The sequence below is a fragment of the Lentzea sp. NPDC051213 genome, assembly GCF_044455585.1.
Lineage (GTDB): Bacteria > Actinomycetota > Actinomycetes > Mycobacteriales > Pseudonocardiaceae > Lentzea.
Window position 1 is genome coordinate 950,809 of sequence record NZ_JBITEX010000003.1, and the last position, 19,412, is coordinate 970,220.

Here is a 19,412-nt window from a genome sequence, read left to right on the forward strand (position 1 = left end):
GCCCCTGTGGCCCGACTTCCAGCTGACCGATGAAACGGCTCACGCCGTCGCCTCCAAGTCCCGCTCGACCACCGCGTAGTGGTCGATCTTGTAGTCCAGCACCTCGAGGCACGACTGCAGTTCCGCGATGCGGGCGCGGACGTCGCTGCGGTGTTCCACGAGGATCTGCTTGCGGCGGCCCGCGGTGTGTTCGCGGTGCCTGAGCTGCGCGAACTCGCGCATCATGCGGATGGGCATGCCGGTCGTGCGCAGGCGCGTCACGAAGGCCAGCCAGCCCAGATCTTCCTCCGAGTAGCTGCGGCGCCCACCCGAGTCACGCGCGGGCGGGTCGACGAGCCCGATTCGTTCGTAGTAGCGCAAGGTGTCGATGGACAACCCACTGCGCTGCGCGGCTTGGGCTATCGAGTAACTCACGGACTCGACGCTAAGACCTAGAGCGCGCTCTAGGTCAAGCGGAATCCTTCGGGAGCCCCCACGCTTCGAGATGGCCCGCCATCTCCGAGACGTCGATCTTGTCGCGGCCGAGCGAGCGGACGAGGTCCAGCGCGTCGTCCTCGTCGGCGTCGATCCAGTAGCCGTTGATGTCGCACATCGTGACGGCGGCGACCCAGCCGAGGCGCCAGTTTCCCTCGACCAGTGGGCGGGTTCGCACGATCGAGTCGAGTAAAGCGGAGGACTTCAACCACAGCGTGTCGTAGGCCTCCACGCCGAGCACGGTGGCGCGGGGACGGTACGCCGCGGTGTCGAGGAGACCGATGTCCCTGACGACGAGGTCGCCGCCGGTCACTGCCGTGGCCAGCACTAAGAGGTCCCCGGCGTCGAGGTAGGAGATCACAGCACCCAGTTGATCACAGAGGTCTGACAGTTTCAGGAAGATCCGAGCCTATCCAAAAGACCTCGGTACTTCGGGAGGACTCGCCCAAGCACCTCGCCGAGCTTCTCCTCCTGCTGCATGCGCTGGTAGCGGTCCGCGATCGCGAGGCGCACGACCTCCTGCTTGGAGCGCCCCTCGGCCTGCGCCAGTTCAGCGAGCCGCAGGTTCTCCTCCTCGGTCAACCGCAAGGTCATCGCCATGGAGGGACGGTACCAATCTGATACCACGCAGACCAGCGGCCGTTAGGATTGCGTGATGCCCCGGCCCAAGACCCACGATGACGCTCTGCGACGGCGTCTGCTCGAGCGGGCGGGCGAGCTGCTCAGCACCGAGGGCCCCGCCGCGGTGAGCCTGCGCAAGATCGCCACCGACGTCAACACCTCGACGACAGCGGTCTATTCCCTCTTCGGCGGAAAACCCGCGTTGCTCGAAGCGCTGTACGACGAGGCGTTCAGCCGGTTCGGCACCAACCTCGCGAATGTGCCGGTCACCGAGGACCCGGCGGAGGACCTGCTGCAGATCGGGCTCGCGTACCGGCGCAGCGCGCTGGCGGACCCGCAGTTCTACTCGGTGCTGTACTCGAAGGTCGTCGAGCACACGCGGGAGATGAGCAGGGCCGCGGGCAGGACGTTCGCACCGGTGATCAACGCGGTGCGCCGCGCGGTGGAGCTCGGCGTCTACCTCGACGAGGATCCCGAGCAGATCGCGATGTCGATGTGGGGCATCGCGCACGGCCTGGTGAGCCTGGAGCTCAACGGAAACCTGCCACCCGGCGTCGACGCCGCGGCCACCTACGAGCTGGCACTGCGGGCGCACGGCAGGGGGTGGATGGCGGAATCCGGGGAGGCGGCCGCCGCGAAACCTCCCCGGACCCGCTGAACTGTCCGAAATGGACAGCCCGTCTGCTGCGGTGCCCTACTTCAGGGCACCGTCCAGCGCCTTGATCAGCTCAGCGTCGGCGGTGTCACCGTCGAGCGACCAGATCATCGCGCCACCGAGCCTGCGCTCGTTGATGAAGCGAGCCTTGCGCTTCATCTCGGTCGCGTCGTCGTAGGTCCACCACGTCGTGCCGTCGTAGATCCACGCGAAGCCGGCGCGCTCGTCGCGGTAGACCTTGTACTTCGGGTCGGCGAGCTTGGGCTTGATCGTGTGGAAGTCCTCGTAGCCCGCCTCGTACGTGGCCGGCGCGGGCGTGCCCACCCCGAACAGTCCGTTGCGGGTACCCGGCGCCACACCGGTCCAGCCGCGACCGTAGAACGGCACACCCAGCACGGCCTTCGACCGCGGGGCACCGCGCGAGAGCCACGCGTTGACCGTCACCTCGGAGCTGAACGCGAACTCCGACGGGTCACCCTTGGGCGTGCGCAGCGCGGACTGCTGGTTCGCCGGCGGGTCCCACGCACCGTGGTAGTCGTAGCCCTGCAACGTGCCGAAAGTCAGGTAGCAGAACACCGCCGAGACCTCGAAGCCCTTGTCCACCTGCTTCGGGTCGGCCGGCAGGAACGCGGTCAGGTCGCGGTTCCAGCCCATCTGCTTGCGGTATTCCTTCAGCAGCAGCGTGAAGTTCTGCTTGTCCTCCGGGCGAACGACGTTCGGCGGAGTCATGTTGCCGTTGCTGGAAGGCCATTCCCAGTCGAGGTCGACGCCGTCGAAGACGCCCTTGGCGGCACCCTCCGGCAGACCGGGCAGGTTGCCCTTGATCCACATGTCGGTGCACGACTTGACGTGCTCGGCGCGCGAGACGTCGTTCAGCGCGGCGTTGGAGAAGTAGCGCGAGCCCGTCCAGCCACCCAGCGAGATGTTGACCTTCAGCTTGGGGTACTTGGCCTTGAGCTGCTTGAGCTGGTTGAGGTTGCCCAGGAGCACCTGGCCAGGCTCGTCGGCCTTGCCGCTCACGGACTGCTCAGCGGTGTAAGGCATCTGCCAGTCGGCCCACGGGTCGGCGCTGATGCACTTGCCCGACTCATCGAGGAAACCGAAGGCGTAGTTCAGGTGCGTGAGCCGCGCGGCGGCCCCGCTGTCTACGAGGTTCTTGACGCGGAAGTTCCTGCCGTACACGCCCCACTGGATGAAGTACCCAACGGTGCGGGTCTTCGAATAACCGTGGTGCCCATTGGTCTCGACATCGGCGTTCGCGGGCGCAACGGCCAGCGACGCTGACAGGGCGCCGACCACGAGCGTGGCGACACCCCATCTCCGTCTGGACATGTGACTCCTCATTCGGATCGCGGCAGCGGCGATGTGTGGTCCAGAGCACGATAGGCCTGAGGTCTAGACCATTGCTACGTCCGATCGGAGGTATGTCCTAAACCGCCCCGTACAACCGGTCACCGGCATCGCCCAGACCAGGCACGATGAAGCCGGAATCGTTCAACCGCTCGTCAACTGACGCCGTGATGAGACGCACCGGGAGCTTCGAGTCCTCCAGGTGGTTGATGCCCTCGGGCGCGGCGAGCACGCACACCGCCGTCACGTCGGTCGCGCCGCGCTGGGTCAGCAGCCGGATCGTGTAGGCCATCGAGCCACCGGTCGCGAGCATCGGGTCGAGCACGAGCACCGGGCGGCCGGCGAGATCCTCCGGCAGCGACTCCATGTACGGCGTCGGCTGCAGGGTCTCCTCGTCGCGCGCGAGGCCGACGAAACCCATCTGCGCGTCCGGGATCAGCTTGTGCGCCTGGTCCGCCATGCCCAGCCCGGCCCGCAGCACGGGCACCAGCAACGGCGGGTTCGCGAGCTTGTGGCCGGTGGTGCGGGCGACCGGCGTGTGCGTGCGTTCTTCCGTCAGGGGCGCATCGCGCATGGCCTCGTAGACCAGCATGACGGTGAGCTCTTGGAGGGCCGCGCGGAACGCGGCGTTGTCCGTCCGAGCGTCACGCATGGTGGTGAGTCTCGCCCTGGCGAGTGGATGATCGACGACGGTGACGTCCATGCTCGTCACCGTAGCCGTTGGGGAGGAGCCAGGGGTGTTCGAAGAGATCTACCGCGAGGCCCGGCCGCGCATCGTCGGCCTGACCATGGGGCTGACCGCCGACGAGCTCACGCGAGTGGTGCCGGCATGTCCTGAGTGGACCGTGCACCAGCTGATCGCGCACCTGTCCGGCGAGGCGTCGGACCTGGTGTCGGGCCGGATGGAGGGCGCGCCGTCGGAGGAGTGGACCGCGCGGCACGTCGCCGAGCGCGAGGGCGTCCCGGCGGACGACCTGCTGGTGCAGTGGAACGAACACGCCATCCGCATCGACGCGATGGACCGGATCCCGTTCCAGCTCGCGCTGGACGCGATCACGCACGAGGCGGACCTGCGCGCGGTGCTCGGCCGCGAACGCCTGCCGGACGCCGTGTGGCAGCCGACCCTGGTGTGGCTGACCCCGCGCCGCCTGCCGGAGGTGACCGTGAAGACCGAGTTCGGCGCACTCGGCGACGGGCCGATCACCCTGGAGGTAGACGGCTTCGAGCTGTGGCGTGCGTTCTTCGGCAGGCGCTCACGCCGCCAGATGGAGTCGTGGAACTGGTCCGACCCGGCGCCCGTCGAGAAGATCCCGTTCTTCCCGGCCAGGGACACCGATCTGTTTGAGTGATACCTGTTAACAAAGGTGGAGTAGGGTCGGCCGGGTGGCAGACCACGTGCGCATCGGAGTGCTCGGCGCGGCCATGATCGCGCCGCCCGCCGTCATCCGTCCGGCCCGCTCGTCGACCGTCGCCGAAGTGGTGGCGGTAGCGGCCCGTTCCACTGAACGCGCCCAGGCGTTCGCCGACAAGCACGGCATCGCCCGCGTGCACGGCTCCTACGAAGACTTGCTGGCGGACCCGGCGGTCGACGCCGTCTACAACCCGCTGCCGAACGGCCTGCACGGCAAGTGGACGCTGGCCGCACTGGAAGCCGGCAAGCACGTGCTGTGCGAGAAACCCTTCACCGCGAACGCCACGGAGGCGGCCGAGGTCGCCGCCGCCGCAAACGCTTCCGGGCTGGTGGTGATGGAGGCGTTCCACTATCGCTACCACCCGCTGGCCCAGCGCGTGGACGAGATCATCCGCTCCGGCGTCCTCGGTCCGCTGCGGCACGTCGAGACCGCCGTCTGCTTCCCGCTGCCGGTGTTCTCCAACATCCGCTACGACTACTCGCTGGCGGGCGGCGCGATGATGGACGCCGGTTGCTACGCCGTGCACATGGCGCGCCTGCTGGGCGGCGAGGAGCCCGAGGTCCGCTCCGCCCGTGCGTTGCTGCGCGGCCCCTCGATCGACAGGGCGATGCGCGCTTCGTTGCGTTTTCCTTCTGGGCACACGGGTTCCGTGCAGGCCTCGCTGTGGTCGTCGACGCTGCTCAAGCTGTCGATGAAGGCCATCGGCGAGAACGGCACGCTGAGCGTCTTCAACCCGCTCGGCCCGCAGACCTTCCACCGCCTCTCGTTGCGGCTCAAGCACCGCAGCTCGTCCGAGACGTTCGGCCGGCGCCCCACCTACGCCTACCAGCTGGACGCTTTCACCGACGCGGTGTTGCACGGCAAGCCGTTCCCGACCACCGCGGACGACGCGGTGCGGAACATGACGGTGATCGACTCGATCTACCGGGCGGCCGGTCTGCCGCTGCGCCAGCCGGTGCAGTAACCCTGCCGCTTGACGTTTCGCATTAACCGAAGATATCTTCAGTTAATGCGAAGTAACGCGCCCGCGCTGCTTCCCGTCCTGCGGTCGCGGCTGCAGGCCGGAATCCTCGCAACGCTGCTGCTCAGCCCAGACATGGAACTCTCGCTCACAGACCTCGCCAAGCGAGTCGACGGCTCGATGGGCGGCGTTCACAACGAGGTCGAACGCCTTGAGCAGGCGGGCATTCTCACCTCACGTCAGGTGGGCAGGACCCGGCTGGTCCGCGCAGGTGCAAGCGCACTCGTCGAGCCGCTGACCAGGTTGATCGAGTTGGCGTTCGGCCCGCAGCAGGTGGTCGCCGAGGAGTTCGGCGGGTTGCAAGGAGTGGCCGAGATCCTGATCTACGGCTCGTGGGCCGCGCGCCTGCACGGCGAGCCGGGAGCAGAGCCGCGCGACATCGACGTGATGGTCGTCGCGTCGACCGAACAATCCGCCGATCGCGCGGACGTCTACGCCGCGGCAGACCGCGCGGAGAAACGTCTGGCGAAAGCTGTCAACCCGACGGTGGTGAGCGCCAAACGGTGGGCCACGCAGTCTCAGGACGACGCGTTGCTGCAGGAGATCTCCACCCGACCGGTGGTCAAGATTCCTTTGGCCGCAACCGAAAACGAGGCGTGAGTATTTCCAAGTGGCCCAAAGGTGCCGACGCCATCGAGGCGCTTCTGGCGAAACGCCACCTTGACCGCGTCAGCGGTGCGGCCGCGGTCGCCGAACCCTGGCTGCGTCAAGCCAAACGCCGCCTCGACACGGCGAAGCAGATCGCCGACGACGATCCTGAGTCCGCCTTCATCCTTGCCTACGACGCGGCCAGGTTCGTCGGCACGGCTCTCCTTGCTCAGCAAGGACTTCGGCCGACGCAGGCAGGCGGGCACCTGGTCGTGTACGAGGCGGTCCGCGACCAGTTCGGCGGCCCGTTCGTCCAGCTCGGCACGCTCCGCCGGCGACGAAACGAACTGGAGTACCCGGCGTTTCCCGGGGAACATGTCGAAGCGACAGAGAGCCGTGGCGCGATCGCCATCGCGGAGTCGCTGGCCGAGACAGCACGCCAACTCGTTGACCATCTGGGCCTCTTCACCTGACACCACCCGATCAGGGTGCTGCTCGACCCGATCCGGGAGTAAAGATCCGGCAAAACAGCACCGAAGTGACTCAGAGCCAGTTGAGACGCGGAGGTGCGAACGGTGACCGTCGAACAGAAGCCCGTCCAGCAGTTGTGTGAATCCCCGCTGCTCATTCTGGGTGTATCGGCGTCGCTCGCGGTGGTGATCGGATTGCTGCCCATGCTCTGGGGCCACAGCCCGGCCCTCGCCACCGGCCTCGCCGCGCTCCTCGTGCTCGCTCTCGGCATCACCATCAAGTACGCACCGAACCGCAAGTGAGAGTTCTAGGGCCTGTATCGAAGTCCCGTTCGATGAGAGTCGAGCCTGAGGCCCGGCTATCGCGAACATGGACTTCGATACAGGCCCTAAACTCGATCGGGTGAGCGACGAGCTGGTACCTGCTGACCCGAGTCACATGCGCGCGTCCGACGCCGACCGGGAACGGATCGCGCAGGTGCTGCACAAGGCGACCGCAGAGGGCCGCCTGGACATCCACGAGCTGGACGAGCGACTCGGCGCCGTCTACGCCGCGAAGACCTACGGTGAGCTCGCTCCCATCACCGCCGACCTGGTGCTCAGCGGCCTGCCGCAGCCCCCGGTCGTGCCGCAGTACCAACCGGCCGCCGACAACCGGGTCGGCGGCCAGCCCGGCAGCGCGGTGTCCGTCGCCTTCTGGTCCGGCGTCAACCGCAAGGGCCAGTGGGTGGTGCCGCGCATGCACAACGCGGTCGCCGTCATGGGCGGCATCGAGATCGACCTGACCCACGCCCGGTTCGAGGAGCAGGAAGTCACCATCAGCTGCTTCGCGTTCTGGGGCGGGGTCGAGATCCGGGTGCCCGACGACATCAACATCAACGTCGACGGGTTCGGGTTCATGGGCGCTTTTGAGGATCGGGCTCCTGGGCGGCGGCACATCCCTGGTGCGCCAACGGTTCGGATCACCGGGCTCGCGATCATGGGTGGCGTTGAGGTGAAGGGGCCCAAGCGGAAGAAGTCCCAGATCCTGCGCGAGCTGCTCGACTGATGAAGGTCACCGACCTCATCGAACTGGCAGGGTTCGCCGGCGCCTCCGTCATGCTCAAGATCGACGGGGAGCGTGCGACCAAGCGGTGGACCGTGGTCGTCTCCGGTCCGGACCTCGAGCACTCGTACCGGTGTGACGTCAATCGGCTCGACCAGGCACTCGCTCGGGCACGGACGGCGCTGGTGCAGCTACCGGGCGACTGGTCGTGGCTGGACGACCCGATCGACGACCTCGACTCGTTCGCCGAGCACTACGAGGAACTCGGCCGCCGCGGTGAGGTCGTGATCATCGATCGGCGCGGCGAACAGCGTGTGGGTTTTGCGCCCTGATCAGCGCAAACGTCCTCACTTAGGACGGGCGTCCCATTCCGCTTAGACTCCCAGACATGGCTGCTCCAACGACACTGCCGTCGGCCCTGGCTGACGCCGTGCGCGACGAATCGTCGCTGCGGCGTTTCCTGCACGGGCTCCCCGGCGTCGACCAGGTCGGCGTCGAGCAACGAGCCGCGGGCCTCGGCACGCGGAGCATCAAGAAGGCCAGCAAGCTGCACGCCATCGACCTGGCGATCAGCATGGTTGACCTCACCACGCTGGAGGGCGCGGACACCGCCGGCAAGGTGCGCAGCCTGGCCGCCAAGGCCAAGCGGCCCGACCCCGAGCGGCCGGACGTGCCGAAGGTCGCGGCTGTCTGCGTGTACCCGGACATGGTCAAGACGGCGGCCGACGAGCTCAAGGGCACCGGGATCAACGTCGCCAGCGTCGCGACGGCCTTCCCGAGCGGCCGCAGCACGATGGACATCAAGCTCGCGGACACCAGGTTCGCCGTGGAGCAGGGTGCCTCCGAGGTCGACATGGTGATCGACCGCGGGGCGTTCCTCAGCGGCAGGTACGGCCAGGTGTTCGAGGAGATCGTCAAGGTCAAGGAAGCCTGCGGGGACGCGCACCTCAAGGTCATCCTGGAGACCGGCGAGCTCGTGACGTACGACAACGTCCGCCGCGCGTCGTGGCTCGCCCTGCTGGCCGGTGGCGACTTCATCAAGACCTCGACCGGCAAGGTGCAGCCCGCCGCGACGTTGCCGGTGACGCATGTGATGTTGCAGGCCGTGCGGGACTGGCAGACGCAGACGGGTGAGCTGCGCGGGGTCAAGCCCGCCGGCGGCATCCGCGCGACCAAGGACGCGATCAAGTACCTGGTGGCGGTGCACGAGGTGGCCGGGCCGGAGTGGCTCGACCCGCACCTCTTCCGGTTCGGCGCGTCGACCTTGCTGAACGACCTGCTGATGCAGCGGCGGACCCAGTTGGACGGCCACTACAGCGGCCCGGACTACGTGACGGTGGACTGAAGACATGTGGGAATACGCCCCCGCGCCCGAGTCGCGGGACATCGCGAACCTCAAGCCGAACTACCGGATGTTCGTCGACGGCAAGTTCGTCGAGGGCACCGGCGAACCGCTCAAGACCATCAACCCGGGCACCGAAGAGGTGCTCGCCGAGGTCTCCACGGCCAGCGAGTCCGATGTGGACACCGCGGTCAAGGCGGCCAGGAAAGCCTACGACCGCGTGTGGTCGAAGATGCCGGGAAGTGAGCGGGCCAAGTACATCTACCGCATCGCGCGGCAGATCCAGGAGCGCGGGCGCGAGCTCGCGGTGCTGGAGTCGCTCGACAACGGCAAGCCGATCAAGGAGTCGCGCGACGTCGACGTGCCGACGGCCGCCTCGCACTTCTTCTACCACGCCGGCTGGGCGGACAAGCTCGGCTACGCGGGCTACGGGCCGGACCCGAAGCCTCTTGGCGTTGCGGGACAGGTGATCCCGTGGAACTTCCCGCTCCTGATGGCCGCGTGGAAGATCGCGCCCGCGCTGGCGTGCGGCAACACGGTCGTGCTGAAGCCGGCCGAGACCACGCCGCTGACGGCGCTGGTGCTGGCGGACATCATCCAGCAGTGCGACCTGCCGCCGGGCGTCGTGAACATCATCCCCGGCGCTGGTGACGTCGGCGCGACGCTCGTCCAGCACCCGGACGTCAACAAGGTGGCGTTCACCGGGTCGACCGACGTCGGCAAGATCATTCAGGGGCAGCTGGCCGGTACCAGCAAGAAGCTCACGCTGGAACTGGGTGGCAAGGCCGCGAACATCGTGTTCGACGACGCGCCGCTCGACCAGGCCGTCGAGGGCATCGTCAACGGCATCTTCTTCAACCAGGGCCACGTCTGCTGCGCCGGCTCCCGCCTGCTGGTGCAGGAGTCCATCGCGGACGAGCTGCTCGAGAAGCTGCACGCCCGCGTCTCCACGTTGCGCGTCGGCGACCCGCTGGACAAGAACACCGACGTCGGCGCGATCAACTCGCGCGAGCAGCTCACCAGGATCAAGGAGCTGACCGAGTCGGGCGAGGCGGAGGGCGCGCAGCGCTGGACGTCGTCGTGCCCGTTGCCGGACAAGGGTTTCTACTTCGCCCCGACGGTGTTCTCGAACGTCTCGCAGGCGATGCGGATCGCCCGCGAGGAGATCTTCGGCCCGGTGCTGTCGGTGCTGACGTTCCGCACGCCCGAGGAGGCCGTGGCCAAGGCGAACAACACGCCGTACGGCCTGTCCGCCGGTGTCTGGACGGAGAAGGGCTCGCGCATTCTCTGGATGGCACAGCAGATGCGCGCCGGCGTGGTGTGGTCCAACACGTTCAACCGCTTCGACCCGGCCGCGCCGTTCGGCGGGTACCAGGAGTCGGGCTTCGGCCGTGAGGGCGGCCGCACCGGGCTGGAGGCCTACCTCGATGTCTGATCGCATCTCGGTCGCGAAGACCTACAAGCTCTACATCGGCGGCAAGTTCCCGCGGTCCGAGTCGGGCCGCAGCTACCCGGTCACCGACTCGAAGGGCACCTTCCTCGCGAACGCCGCGCAGGGCTCCCGCAAGGACGCCCGTGACGCGGTCTCCGCCGCCCGCAAGGCCTTCTCCGGCTGGTCCGGCGCCACGGCGTACAACCGCGGCCAGGTCCTGTACCGGGTGGCCGAGGTGCTGGAGGGCCGCCGCGAGCAGTTCATCACCGAGGTCGCCGCCTCCGAGGGCGTCGCGGTGAAGAAGGCGCAGTCCCTCGTGGACGCCGCGATCGACCGCTGGGTCTGGTACGCGGGCTGGACTGACAAGATCGCGGCCGTGCTGGGTTCCTCGAACCCGGTCGCCGGCCCGTACTTCTCGTTCTCCACGCCGGAACCGACGGGTGTGGTCGCGGTGTTCGCGCCGCAGCAGTCGTCGTTGCTGGGCCTGGTGTCCGTGATCGCGCCGGTGATCGCGTCCGGCAACACGTGCGTGGTGATCACCTCGCAGGACCGGCCGCTGCCCGCGATCACGCTGTCCGAGGTGCTCGCGACGAGCGACGTGCCCGCTGGCGTGGTCAACATCATCACCGGCCGCACCGCGGAGATCGCGCCGTGGCTCGCGTCGCACGCCGACGTGAACGCTCTCGACCTGACGGGCGCGCCCGAGTCGTTGCGCGTCGACCTGGAGCGCAGTGCGGCGGGGACGGTGAAGCGCGTGCTGCGCAACAAGGTCAGCGAGGACTTCACTCGCGAGCCGGACATGTCGCGGCTGCGGGCCTACCTCGAGACGAAGACGGTCTGGCACCCCATGGGTGTGTAGGAGCTACTCGGCGGCGTAGGCCTTGCCCTGCGCCGCCAGCTCCTCCCCGAGGATCCTGATCGCCTTCGGGCCGACGCCGTGGATCTTCAGCAGTTCCTTGGCCGACACCTTCGTGAGCGAGTCGAACGTGGTGTAGCCGTTCGACGCCAGCTCGCGGGCCGCCACTTTGCCGATGGTGCGCGGGAACTCCGACATGCTCAGGAGTTCACCAGACCGGCGCGCCACGCCCAAGACGCGATACCGACGCGGTTGCGCACGTTGAGCTTGGTCTGCACCGACGCGAGGTGCGTCTTCACCGTCGACAGCGACAGGTAGAGCTCCGACGCGATCTCCTGGTTGCTGAGCCCGCGCGCCACCTCCCGCACGACGTCCTGTTCCCGTGCGGTGAGCAGCCCGAGATCGGGCCGCTGAGCCGGCCGCGCGAAGTGCTCCAGCATCCGGACGGTCACCTGCGGCGAGATCAACGCGTTGCCCTGCGCCGCCGCCCGCACCGCCTCGACCAGCAGGGCCGGCCCGGCGTCCTTCGTCAGGAACCCGGAGGCGCCGTTCTCCAGCGCCGTGTGCACGTACTCGTCCAGGTCGAACGTCGTCACCACGACGACCTTCGTGGTGCCGGCGAGCTTCTTGGTGACCTCCAGCCCGTCCAGGCCGGGCATGCGGATGTCGAGCAACGCGACGTCCGGCCGGTGCTCGCGCGCCGCCGTCACCGCCGAGATGCCGTCCGGCACGTCCGCGACGACCGTGATGTCCGGCTGCTTCTCGAGGATCATGCGGAAACCGACGCGGACCATCTCCTGGTCGTCGGCGATGAGAACCGAGATCACTTGTGCCCTTCCAGAGGTAGCTCGGCGAGCACCTGCCAGCCGTTCTCGCGCGGACCCGCGGAGAACAGGCCACCGAGCAGGTCGACCCTCTCACGCATGCCTACGAGGCCGTAGCCACCCTGGTTCAGCTCGTGCGGCTGACCGTCGTCCGCGACGATCACCCGCAGCGCGTTCTGCGGCGTTCGCGAGATCTCCACGTCGATCATGGTGGGGCTCTGCGCGTGTTTGTGCACGTTGGTGAGCGACTCCTGGACCAGGCGCAGCACCGAGCGGCCCAGTTCGGGCGCCACGTCGTCGGGCAGGTCGATGCGCAGCCTGGTCTCGAAGCCGAGCTCGCGGGTGCGTTCGACGGTCGAGATCACGTCGGCGGCCAGGTCGGTGGTGGCGACGTCGCTCTCGCCCTGCCGCAGGGTGCCGACCATGCGGCGCATCGCGCCCAGCGCCTCCGTGCCGGACCGCACGATGCCCGGCAGGAGGCGGTGCGCGGCGCGCGGGTCGTCGTCGGAGACCTCCAGCGCGGCCTGGGCCTGCACGAGCATGCCGGTCACGTGGTGCGCGACGACGTCGTGCAGCTCCCTGGCCAGCGCGATGCGTTCTTCCTTCTGCGCGTCCGTGACCGCGGCGGCGATCAGGCGGCCGCTCTCGGTGTCGCGGGCGCGGAAGTACAGGCCGGTGCCGACGGCCAGGAAGCCCAGCACCAGCGAGCCGAGCACCTCGGAGGAGTTGCTGGTGGAGAGCCAGTTGTCGCGGACGATCGCCGCGAAGACGCTCACCACCATCAGCGAGCCCACGGACCACGTGGCGGAGCGCCGTGGCTCCTCGCGCACCACCACGGCGGTGATGACCAGGCACGCGGCGGTCTCTGCGATGGTGAGCGGGCTCAGGATCGTGGGCAGAGACACGTCGAACAGCCGCATGACGAACGACGACACGAAGATCGACGCCACGGTCACCGGGATGGTCAGGGAACGTGTCTTGAACGACGCCACCGCCGCGATGCACGGAGGCACGCTGAGCAGCCACACGAGCGCCTCGGCGCTGCGCGGCCCCTGCATGAGAATCAGCTCGCCCAGCATCAGCAAGGCGAGCAAACCGGCGATCGGCCACTGGCCCCGATGGTTGTCCACGGGAGACAACGGTAGGACCACCACACCTCTCCGGCCTCGGTCATCCGGCTGACCCGGTGTGTCGTTCCGGCTGAGGTTTCGCGTACCCGCGACCGGCACCTTGAGTGACATGAATTCGGTTCTGGCCGCTCGTGGCCTGGTCAAGACCTACGGCGACGTGCACGCGCTCGCCGGGGTGGACATCGACATCAAGGCCGGGGACGTGCTGGCGGTCGTCGGTCCGTCCGGCTCCGGCAAGACGACGCTGCTGCACGTCCTGTCCGGCATCCTGCGCGCCGACGGCGGTGAGGTCTTCCTCAACGGGCGCGCCATCGGTGAGCTGAACGAGACAGGCCGCAGCGAACTGCGGCGCACGGCGTTCGGGTTCGTCTTCCAGTCGGGCATGCTCGTCGCCGAGCTGACCGCGGAGGAGAACGCCGCGCTGCCGATGCTGCTGGCCGGCGGGTCGCGCACGGAGTCGCTCGGCGCTGCCCGGCTGTGGCTCACCCGCCTCGGCCTGCAGGGCATGGAGAAACGGCGGCCCGGCGAGCTGTCCGGCGGGCAGGCGCAGCGCGTGGCGATCGCGCGAGCCCTGGCGCACCGGCCACGCGTGATCTTCGCCGACGAACCGACCGGTGCCCTGGACACCCGCACCGGCCAGGAGATGATGACCGCCCTGCTGGCCGCCGCCGAGGAGACCGAAGCGGCCGTCGTGATCGTCACGCACGACAAGGCGATCGCCGAACGGGCGTCGCGGGTCGTCGAGATCGAGGACGGCCGGATCGCCGTGCCCGAGCACCGCAAGGCGGTGTCCGCGTGAGGATCGCGCTCGCGGTGCTGCGCCGCGACCGCCGCAGCCAGGTGGCGACCGTGCTGGTCGCGCTCGGCGTGATGATCGCGGTGTCGCTGGTGCTCTGGCTCGTCGCCGCACCGAACGGCCTGCAGGCCCGCGCCGACCGCACGGCGTGGCGCGACACCATGGGGAAGGCTGACAAGGGTGCGATTTCCGTTGCGATGAACCGGGATTCGTACGACGGCAAGCTCATCGAACGGTTCGACGTCGCACGCACCGAGCAGGGCGACATCAAGGTCGCGGCCGGCATCACCAAGTTCCCCGAAGCGGGCGAGGTGCTGCTGTCTCCCGCCCTCGCCGATCTCGTGCGCACCACACCGCCGGAGAAGCTCGGGAACCGCTTCCCCGGCAAGCAGATCGGCGTGCTCGGGCAGGAAGCGCTGCAGTTCCCCGGCGAGCTCGTCGCGATCGTCGGCCACCCCAAGATCGAGAACGGCTACCCGGCGACCGGCCTGGAGGGCGGCGCCGGCTCGTACCGCGACGACTACAAGGGCATGCTCTACCTGCTCACCCGTGTCGGGCTCGTGGTGCTCGTCGTGCCGTGCCTCGTGCTGGTCGCGTCGGCAGCTCGGCTGACCGCGGCGAAGCGGGAACGGCGCCTCGCCGCGCTCCGGCTCGCCGGCGCGTCCCCGCGGCAGGTCATCGTGATGACGGCCGTGGAGACCGCGATCGGCGCGATCGTCGGCAGCGTGCTGGGTGTCGTGCTGGCACAGCCGTTCAGCCACATCACGGCGCTGGTCCCGTGGGCAGGCGGGACCTGGTATCCGGGCGACTTCGTGCCGTCGCCAGCGGTGATCGCGGCGGTGGCGCTGCTCGCGCCGGTGCTGGTGGTCGGCGCGGCGATCATGGGACTGCGGCGCGTGGTGAGCCGGCCGCTCGCCGCCGAGGAACAGCGCAAGGTGCGGCCGTGGCGACTGCTGATGATCGCGGGCGCACTGGGCGTGTTCTTCCTCGGCATCCTGTACGCGCAGGAAGCCGGTGGCGACAGCCAGTTCACCGTCGTGCTCCTCGGACTCGGCGCGGTGGCGCTCGCGCTGGTGCTGGCCGGTCCGGTGCTGACCGCGTGGGTCGGCAGGTATTTCGTCGGCCGGTGGCGCACGCCGTCGACGCTGCTGGCCGGTCGCCGGCTGTCCGGTGATCCGGTGGCGGCGTTCCGCGGCTCGGCCGGTGTGGTGATCGCCGTCTTCACCGGGTCGATGGCGCTGACCATGTTGCCCGGCCTGGAAAGTCAGGTGCCGTCCCGCGACGACACGTGGAGCGCCGACGCGATCGTCGCGGAGGAGGTGACGCACGACGTCACACCGTTGCGGCTGTCGACCTCGGCGCCGATCGTCACGATGCTGGACGGCTCGGTGAGCACTGGCGAGGAGCGCGACTACGGGACGTACGTGATCGTCGGCAAGTGTGCGGACGTCTCGAAGGTGCTCAACGGCCTGGCATGTCAGCCCGGACCTGCCGTGTACGGGTCGTGGAAGCTGACCGGCGACGTGTTCAAGTCGACCGGGCCGCGCGACGTCGTGACCGCGAAGCTGCCCGCGCGGTACGAGACGAGGCCGTTCGAAGGAACCGGCCGGATCCGCGTGGTGATCGATCCGGAACTGCTGCCGGAGATCGCGGGCAAGGTGTCGATGGTCGGCGTGCCGACGACACCGGAGAACCGCGACGCCGTGCACACCGCGCTGGTCGGCACGCTGCCCGGCGTGCGGCTGGTCGACGGCGAGCAGCGGGCGCTCTGGGGTGACACGTTGATGGGCGACCTGCAGCGGGCCACGGTCATCGGGCTCTCGATCGCGGCGATCCTCGGCGGCATCGGCGCGGCGGTGGCCGCGGCCGGGTCGGTGATCGACCGCAGGCGCACTTTCGGTGCGTTGATCGCGGCAGGCACTCCTGTTCGGGTCCTGGGGCATGCACTGCGGCGGGAGGTGATGTTGCCGGTCTTTGCTGTCACGCTCGCGGCCTGCGGGGCGGGACTTGTGGTGGGACTCGGGCTGCTCACTCTGGCTCGGGGACTGGTCGGGCACGGCGACATGCCGATCACGCCTTGGGTGGCGGCACCGGTGGCTGTCGGGCTGGTGGTTGCGCTGGTGGCGGCGCTGGCTTGTGGGCCGGTGCTGCGCGGAATCAGCGCGCGGGACTACGCGGCCGAGTAGCTCTGTCGTCGTCGATCTGAGGAGCTGACGTTCACCCGGCGGCGTGAGGCAGCAGGCGCCGCCGGGCCGGCAGCTCGATCATGGCCGCCATGAAGTTCGTGGAAGCCTTCAGCATCCTGGTCGCGGTGGTCGGCCCGCCCAAGATCCTCCTGGCGTTCCTGATGGACACCGAGGGGGCCGACTCCCGGACGCGGTGGCGGGTGGCGTTGTCCTCCACCGCGATCGCCCTGGGTGTCGGCCTGTTCGTGGTGGTGGCCGGGCGCTTGCTGCTCTCGCTCTTCCACATCAGCGAGGGCGGGTTGTACCTGGCCAGCGGCGTGATCCTGTTCGTGCACGCGCTCGACCTCGTGCTCGGCCGCAAGCAGGACCCCACGCACGACGAGACCCGCGGCACCCACGAACTGGCCACCGCGTACTACGCGAACCCCGTGGCGCTGGCCTACCTGTTCCTGCTCTCGGACACGAAGTCGATCGGGACGACGTTCGTGCTGGCGGGCGGGTTCGCCGCGGTGATCGCGCTCGACCTGGCCGCGATCGCGGTGCTCGGCATCCTGATGCGCTGGGTGAAGATGACCTACGCCTGGGTGCTCGTGCGGGTGCTCGGCGTGCTGCTCGCGGCGCTGGGCGTCGACCAGATCATCGAGGGCCTGATCTCGCTGGGCATCCTCGAACGGGTGGCCAGTTAGCTGGTCCGCCAGCCCAGCTCGCCCGCCGAGTTGACCTCGGGGAAGCAGTGCCCGACCGTGCTGCGCGTCTCCAGCGCCGTCGCGACCTGGTCGAACATCTCCAGGATCGACGTCCACTCCGGCTTGACCATCTCGTTGCGCTCCTGGTCCCACTCGACCACGCAGCCGCGCAGCACGCCGGGGCGCAGGTCCACCGCGAGCACGTCACCCGTGCCGTCGAAGGCGATCGGCAGCCATTCCGGGTGAAAACCCGCGGTCGGCGAGCCCGCCTCCGACCCGTCCGCGGGCTTGCTCGTGTGGGTCTCCCTGAGCACGAACGCGCGATCGGCGCCCAGCGGCGTGTAGAAGGGCGGCAGGATCTCGGCGTAGAGGCCCTCCTCCGTGCCGCCGTAGACGCTCCACCACAGCTGCAGGTCGATCGGAACCCGAAGCTCCGGCAGCGCGTCATACCTCGGCTGCAGCACGGCACGGGTGGCGGGAGCGTGCTCAGCCAGCCATGCCAGGATCCGGTTCCAGTGCTCGATCACACCCACGGTTCCATGATCTTGGCGGAACGACGGGCGAGGTACCGCCCATCGGGGCAGGATCAAGGCGAACAGGTCACTACTGGGGGAAGAAGCTTTCAGATGGCGGAACAGGGTCTCAAGGTCGACCTCGACGCCTTGACGGGCTACGCGTCGGCCGCGAACGGCCTGGCAGGCGAGGTCGGCGGCGTCGGCACCGGCACGCTGAGCGGCACCACGTCCCTGCCGGGCGACTGCTTCGGCAAGATCGGCAACGAGGTGGGTCTCAACGCCGCCTTCCAGACCGCGGCCCAGGCGCAGCTCGACGCTCTGAAGGCCGCGTCCACCGGTCTCGCCGGGCTCGGCAACGCCGTCGCGAAAGCCCGCGATGCCTACATCGCCCAGGAAGAGGCGCACAAGGCGTCGCTCGACAAGGCGGCGCGTGCATGAGCGTCGAAGGACTTCTGAGCGCGTTCATCGCGCCCATGAAGGAAGACCTGGCCAAACTGGACGGCGACACCGGCGGCGCCACCCGCGTGGGTGACCAGTTCGGACGCGCCCAGACCGCGCTGACCGACCTGGGCTCGCGGCACGCCTCGGCCTCGACCGCGGTGCTGAACACCTGGTCCGGCGACAGGGCCAACGCCTTCACCAGCCGGGTCGCCGCGTTCGCCACGGCCGCGAACACGTTGGCGCAGAACGCTTCCACGGCCAAGACCGTGGCGGCCTCCGGTGTCTCCGCGGTGACCGGCGGCCGCACCGCCATCCAGGGCCTGATCGACGAGTTCGTCTCGAGGGCGACCCCGAAGCTGGCCGCCGCCGTCGCCCTCAGCGCGATCGCCGGCCCCGGTGTGGTGCTCGCCGCGCTGGCCGACCTCGCCGGAATGGCGTCCGGTTACCAGGGCAAGACCTCCGCCGAACTGCAGAAGGTGCGCGACCAGCTCAGCCAGCTGGTCGGTCAGCTCAACGGCATGCAGAAGCCCGACATGGGCACGCTGGGCAAGCTCGGCGACCCGCTCGGTGGCGACGAAGGTTCCACCACGACCTCCAGCGCCGGTGGCGACTCCAAGAAGCAGGACTCCGGCAACGGCTCCAGTTCTGGAGGCGGGGGCGGGGGCGGAGGCGGCGGTGGCGGCGGCTCCGGTGGTGGAGGCGGAGGTGGCGGTGGCGGCTCAGGCCCCCGGCTCCCGGTCGCGATCCCGCCGCAGCCTGGCACCGGCGTCGGCGTGAACCTGCCGGACGGCAGCAGCGCGGAAGCCCCGAACGAGACCGCGGCGAAGGCAGTCCGCAACGCGCTGTCCGCGCTCGGCACCCCGTACGTGTGGGGTGGCGCGAACCCGCCGCAGGGCACCGACTGCTCTGGCCTGACCCAGTGGGCCTACAAGAACGCGGGCTTCGACATCCCCCGCCCGGCCTCGTCGCAGGCGATGGGCGCGTCCGTGCCGGCGGACCAGCTGCTGCCGGGCGACCTGGTGGTGTGGGACGGGCACGTGGCAATGGTGATCGGCAACGGCCAGATGGTCGAGGCCGGCGACCCGGTGCAGGTCGGCAAGATCCGCACGACCAACAGCGGCATGTCGTTCTACGGCTTCTACCGGCCTACCGGCTGAGTTTCGCCCGGGCGGTCACGAAGGCCGCCCGGCCCAGTCCCTTCAGGACCGCGAACAGGAACGTCGCGTTGTCGTAGTAGTCGCGCCACAGCACGACTTTCCCGTCGCGCACCACGAACGTGCCGCACACCCAGAACTCGGCCCTGAAGGCACCGCGCCCGATCACGTCGGTGCGCTCGGTCAGCACCACGTCGCCGTTGGCCGCGATGTTGTGGATGTGCACCTCGACGTCCGTGATGACCTTGTGCATGGCCCGGAACTGCTTGGCCACGGTGGCTTTCCCGCGCGCGGGCGGCAGCGGGACGTTCTGCCACACCACGTCGTCGGACATGTGGCTCACGACCTCCTCGGGGTCACCGCTCTCGGAGGCTTGCAGCAGGGCGGTGACAACGTCCCGAGGATCAGTCATGT

General features: G+C 68.9%; 26 protein-coding genes. 16 read left to right on the forward strand and 10 right to left on the reverse strand.

Features of this window, described 5'->3' with window-relative positions; genetic code table 11:
• Positions 1 to 39: 39 nt before the first annotated feature.
• From ACIA8G_RS17535 to ACIA8G_RS17545, 3 genes are read right to left on the reverse strand one after another with little or no spacing between them, the layout of a single operon-like run.
• Positions 40 to 414 (reverse strand): MerR family transcriptional regulator, encoded by a 375-nt coding sequence (locus ACIA8G_RS17535; protein WP_396419514.1) that lies wholly within the window; start codon positions 412 to 414, stop codon positions 40 to 42.
• Between the two features lie 34 nt (positions 415 to 448).
• Positions 449 to 835 (reverse strand): type II toxin-antitoxin system death-on-curing family toxin, encoded by a 387-nt coding sequence (locus ACIA8G_RS17540; RefSeq protein ID WP_396419515.1) that lies wholly within the window; start codon positions 833 to 835, stop codon positions 449 to 451.
• A gap of 32 nt (positions 836 to 867) precedes the next feature.
• Positions 868 to 1,074: a ribbon-helix-helix protein, CopG family gene (locus ACIA8G_RS17545; protein ID WP_030470728.1), complete on the reverse strand. Its 207-nt coding sequence runs from the start codon at positions 1,072 to 1,074 to the stop codon at positions 868 to 870.
• A 55-nt stretch (positions 1,075 to 1,129) separates the two neighbouring features.
• On the opposite strand from ACIA8G_RS17545, the gene ACIA8G_RS17550 reads away from it, so the two are divergent.
• Positions 1,130 to 1,753, forward strand: coding sequence for a TetR/AcrR family transcriptional regulator (locus ACIA8G_RS17550; protein ID WP_396419516.1), 624 nt, complete (start codon positions 1,130 to 1,132; stop codon positions 1,751 to 1,753).
• Between the two features lie 36 nt (positions 1,754 to 1,789).
• Here ACIA8G_RS17550 and ACIA8G_RS17555 read toward each other — a convergent pair whose 3' ends face one another.
• Together ACIA8G_RS17555 and upp are read right to left on the reverse strand one after the other, a co-directional pair.
• Positions 1,790 to 3,082, reverse strand: a complete 1,293-nt coding sequence (locus ACIA8G_RS17555) for a glycoside hydrolase family 18 protein (RefSeq protein WP_396419517.1) — start codon at positions 3,080 to 3,082, stop codon at positions 1,790 to 1,792.
• 97 nt (positions 3,083 to 3,179) lie between these two features.
• Positions 3,180 to 3,803, reverse strand: coding sequence for a uracil phosphoribosyltransferase (gene upp / locus ACIA8G_RS17560; protein WP_396419518.1), 624 nt, complete (start codon positions 3,801 to 3,803; stop codon positions 3,180 to 3,182).
• On the opposite strand from upp, the gene ACIA8G_RS17565 reads away from it, so the two are divergent.
• From ACIA8G_RS17565 to ACIA8G_RS17610, 10 genes are all read left to right on the forward strand, one after another.
• Positions 3,802 to 4,449 (forward strand): maleylpyruvate isomerase N-terminal domain-containing protein, encoded by a 648-nt coding sequence (locus ACIA8G_RS17565; protein ID WP_396419519.1) that lies wholly within the window; start codon positions 3,802 to 3,804, stop codon positions 4,447 to 4,449. The two genes, upp and ACIA8G_RS17565, sit on opposite strands and share 2 nt — an antisense overlap.
• A 34-nt stretch (positions 4,450 to 4,483) precedes the next feature.
• On the forward strand, positions 4,484 to 5,476 hold the full coding sequence (locus ACIA8G_RS17570; protein ID WP_396419520.1) for a Gfo/Idh/MocA family protein: 993 nt from the start codon (positions 4,484 to 4,486) through the stop codon (positions 5,474 to 5,476).
• A 9-nt stretch (positions 5,477 to 5,485) separates the two neighbouring features.
• Positions 5,486 to 6,133 (forward strand): ArsR family transcriptional regulator, encoded by a 648-nt coding sequence (locus ACIA8G_RS17575; protein WP_396419521.1) that lies wholly within the window; start codon positions 5,486 to 5,488, stop codon positions 6,131 to 6,133.
• Positions 6,130 to 6,594, forward strand: coding sequence for a hypothetical protein (locus ACIA8G_RS17580; RefSeq protein WP_396419522.1), 465 nt, complete (start codon positions 6,130 to 6,132; stop codon positions 6,592 to 6,594). The genes ACIA8G_RS17575 and ACIA8G_RS17580 overlap by 4 nt, the downstream gene beginning before the upstream one ends.
• Before the next feature lie 102 nt (positions 6,595 to 6,696).
• Positions 6,697 to 6,894: a hypothetical protein gene (locus ACIA8G_RS17585; protein ID WP_396419523.1), complete on the forward strand. Its 198-nt coding sequence runs from the start codon at positions 6,697 to 6,699 to the stop codon at positions 6,892 to 6,894.
• Between the two features lie 100 nt (positions 6,895 to 6,994).
• A complete protein-coding gene (locus tag ACIA8G_RS17590) occupies positions 6,995 to 7,639 on the forward strand; it encodes a DUF1707 domain-containing protein (RefSeq protein WP_396419524.1) in 645 nt (214 codons plus the stop codon).
• Complete coding sequence (locus tag ACIA8G_RS17595; RefSeq protein WP_396419525.1) at positions 7,639 to 7,968, forward strand: hypothetical protein; 330 nt, start codon at positions 7,639 to 7,641, stop codon at positions 7,966 to 7,968. The genes ACIA8G_RS17590 and ACIA8G_RS17595 overlap by 1 nt, the downstream gene beginning before the upstream one ends.
• Positions 7,969 to 8,024: 56 nt before the next feature.
• Positions 8,025 to 8,981, forward strand: coding sequence for a deoxyribose-phosphate aldolase (gene deoC, locus ACIA8G_RS17600; RefSeq protein ID WP_396419526.1), 957 nt, complete (start codon positions 8,025 to 8,027; stop codon positions 8,979 to 8,981).
• Positions 8,982 to 8,985: 4 nt separating this feature from the next.
• A complete protein-coding gene (locus ACIA8G_RS17605) occupies positions 8,986 to 10,413 on the forward strand; it encodes an aldehyde dehydrogenase family protein (RefSeq protein ID WP_396419527.1) in 1,428 nt (475 codons plus the stop codon).
• Positions 10,406 to 11,269 carry an aldehyde dehydrogenase family protein gene (locus tag ACIA8G_RS17610; RefSeq protein ID WP_396419528.1) on the forward strand — a complete coding sequence of 288 codons (864 nt, stop codon included), beginning with the start codon at positions 10,406 to 10,408 and terminating at the stop codon, positions 11,267 to 11,269. The genes ACIA8G_RS17605 and ACIA8G_RS17610 overlap by 8 nt, the downstream gene beginning before the upstream one ends.
• 3 nt (positions 11,270 to 11,272) lie before the next feature.
• On the opposite strand, the gene ACIA8G_RS17615 is transcribed toward ACIA8G_RS17610, so the two are convergent.
• The 3 genes from ACIA8G_RS17615 to ACIA8G_RS17625 are packed head-to-tail and all read right to left on the reverse strand — an operon-like array spanning position 11,273 to position 13,220.
• A complete protein-coding gene (locus ACIA8G_RS17615; RefSeq protein WP_396419529.1) occupies positions 11,273 to 11,464 on the reverse strand; it encodes a helix-hairpin-helix domain-containing protein in 192 nt (63 codons plus the stop codon).
• A gap of 2 nt (positions 11,465 to 11,466) precedes the next feature.
• Entirely contained in the window at positions 11,467 to 12,093 is a 627-nt protein-coding gene (locus ACIA8G_RS17620; RefSeq protein WP_396419530.1) for a response regulator, read from the reverse strand.
• Positions 12,090 to 13,220 (reverse strand): sensor histidine kinase, encoded by a 1,131-nt coding sequence (locus ACIA8G_RS17625; RefSeq protein WP_396419531.1) that lies wholly within the window; start codon positions 13,218 to 13,220, stop codon positions 12,090 to 12,092. The genes ACIA8G_RS17620 and ACIA8G_RS17625 overlap by 4 nt, the downstream gene beginning before the upstream one ends.
• A 109-nt stretch (positions 13,221 to 13,329) precedes the next feature.
• Between ACIA8G_RS17625 and ACIA8G_RS17630 the strand changes: the two genes are divergently transcribed.
• From ACIA8G_RS17630 to ACIA8G_RS17640, 3 genes are all read left to right on the forward strand, one after another.
• On the forward strand, positions 13,330 to 14,019 hold the full coding sequence (locus ACIA8G_RS17630) for an ABC transporter ATP-binding protein (RefSeq protein ID WP_396419532.1): 690 nt from the start codon (positions 13,330 to 13,332) through the stop codon (positions 14,017 to 14,019).
• Positions 14,016 to 16,202, forward strand: coding sequence for an FtsX-like permease family protein (locus tag ACIA8G_RS17635; RefSeq protein ID WP_396419533.1), 2,187 nt, complete (start codon positions 14,016 to 14,018; stop codon positions 16,200 to 16,202). Before ACIA8G_RS17630 ends, ACIA8G_RS17635 begins: the two co-directional genes overlap by 4 nt.
• A gap of 89 nt (positions 16,203 to 16,291) precedes the next feature.
• A complete protein-coding gene (locus tag ACIA8G_RS17640; RefSeq protein ID WP_396419534.1) occupies positions 16,292 to 16,888 on the forward strand; it encodes a MarC family protein in 597 nt (198 codons plus the stop codon).
• On the opposite strand, the gene ACIA8G_RS17645 is transcribed toward ACIA8G_RS17640, so the two are convergent.
• Complete coding sequence (locus tag ACIA8G_RS17645; protein ID WP_396419535.1) at positions 16,885 to 17,421, reverse strand: SMI1/KNR4 family protein; 537 nt, start codon at positions 17,419 to 17,421, stop codon at positions 16,885 to 16,887. The genes ACIA8G_RS17640 and ACIA8G_RS17645 overlap by 4 nt on opposite strands.
• A gap of 93 nt (positions 17,422 to 17,514) precedes the next feature.
• On the opposite strand from ACIA8G_RS17645, the gene ACIA8G_RS17650 reads away from it, so the two are divergent.
• Both ACIA8G_RS17650 and ACIA8G_RS17655 read left to right on the forward strand, forming a co-directional pair.
• Positions 17,515 to 17,841: a hypothetical protein gene (locus ACIA8G_RS17650; RefSeq protein ID WP_396419536.1), complete on the forward strand. Its 327-nt coding sequence runs from the start codon at positions 17,515 to 17,517 to the stop codon at positions 17,839 to 17,841.
• Positions 17,838 to 19,001: an NlpC/P60 family protein gene (locus ACIA8G_RS17655; protein ID WP_396419537.1), complete on the forward strand. Its 1,164-nt coding sequence runs from the start codon at positions 17,838 to 17,840 to the stop codon at positions 18,999 to 19,001. The genes ACIA8G_RS17650 and ACIA8G_RS17655 overlap by 4 nt, the downstream gene beginning before the upstream one ends.
• Here the strand turns inward: ACIA8G_RS17655 and ACIA8G_RS17660 are convergent.
• A complete protein-coding gene (locus ACIA8G_RS17660; protein ID WP_396419538.1) occupies positions 18,991 to 19,410 on the reverse strand; it encodes a limonene-1,2-epoxide hydrolase family protein in 420 nt (139 codons plus the stop codon). The genes ACIA8G_RS17655 and ACIA8G_RS17660 overlap by 11 nt on opposite strands.
• Positions 19,411 to 19,412 lie beyond the last annotated feature (2 nt).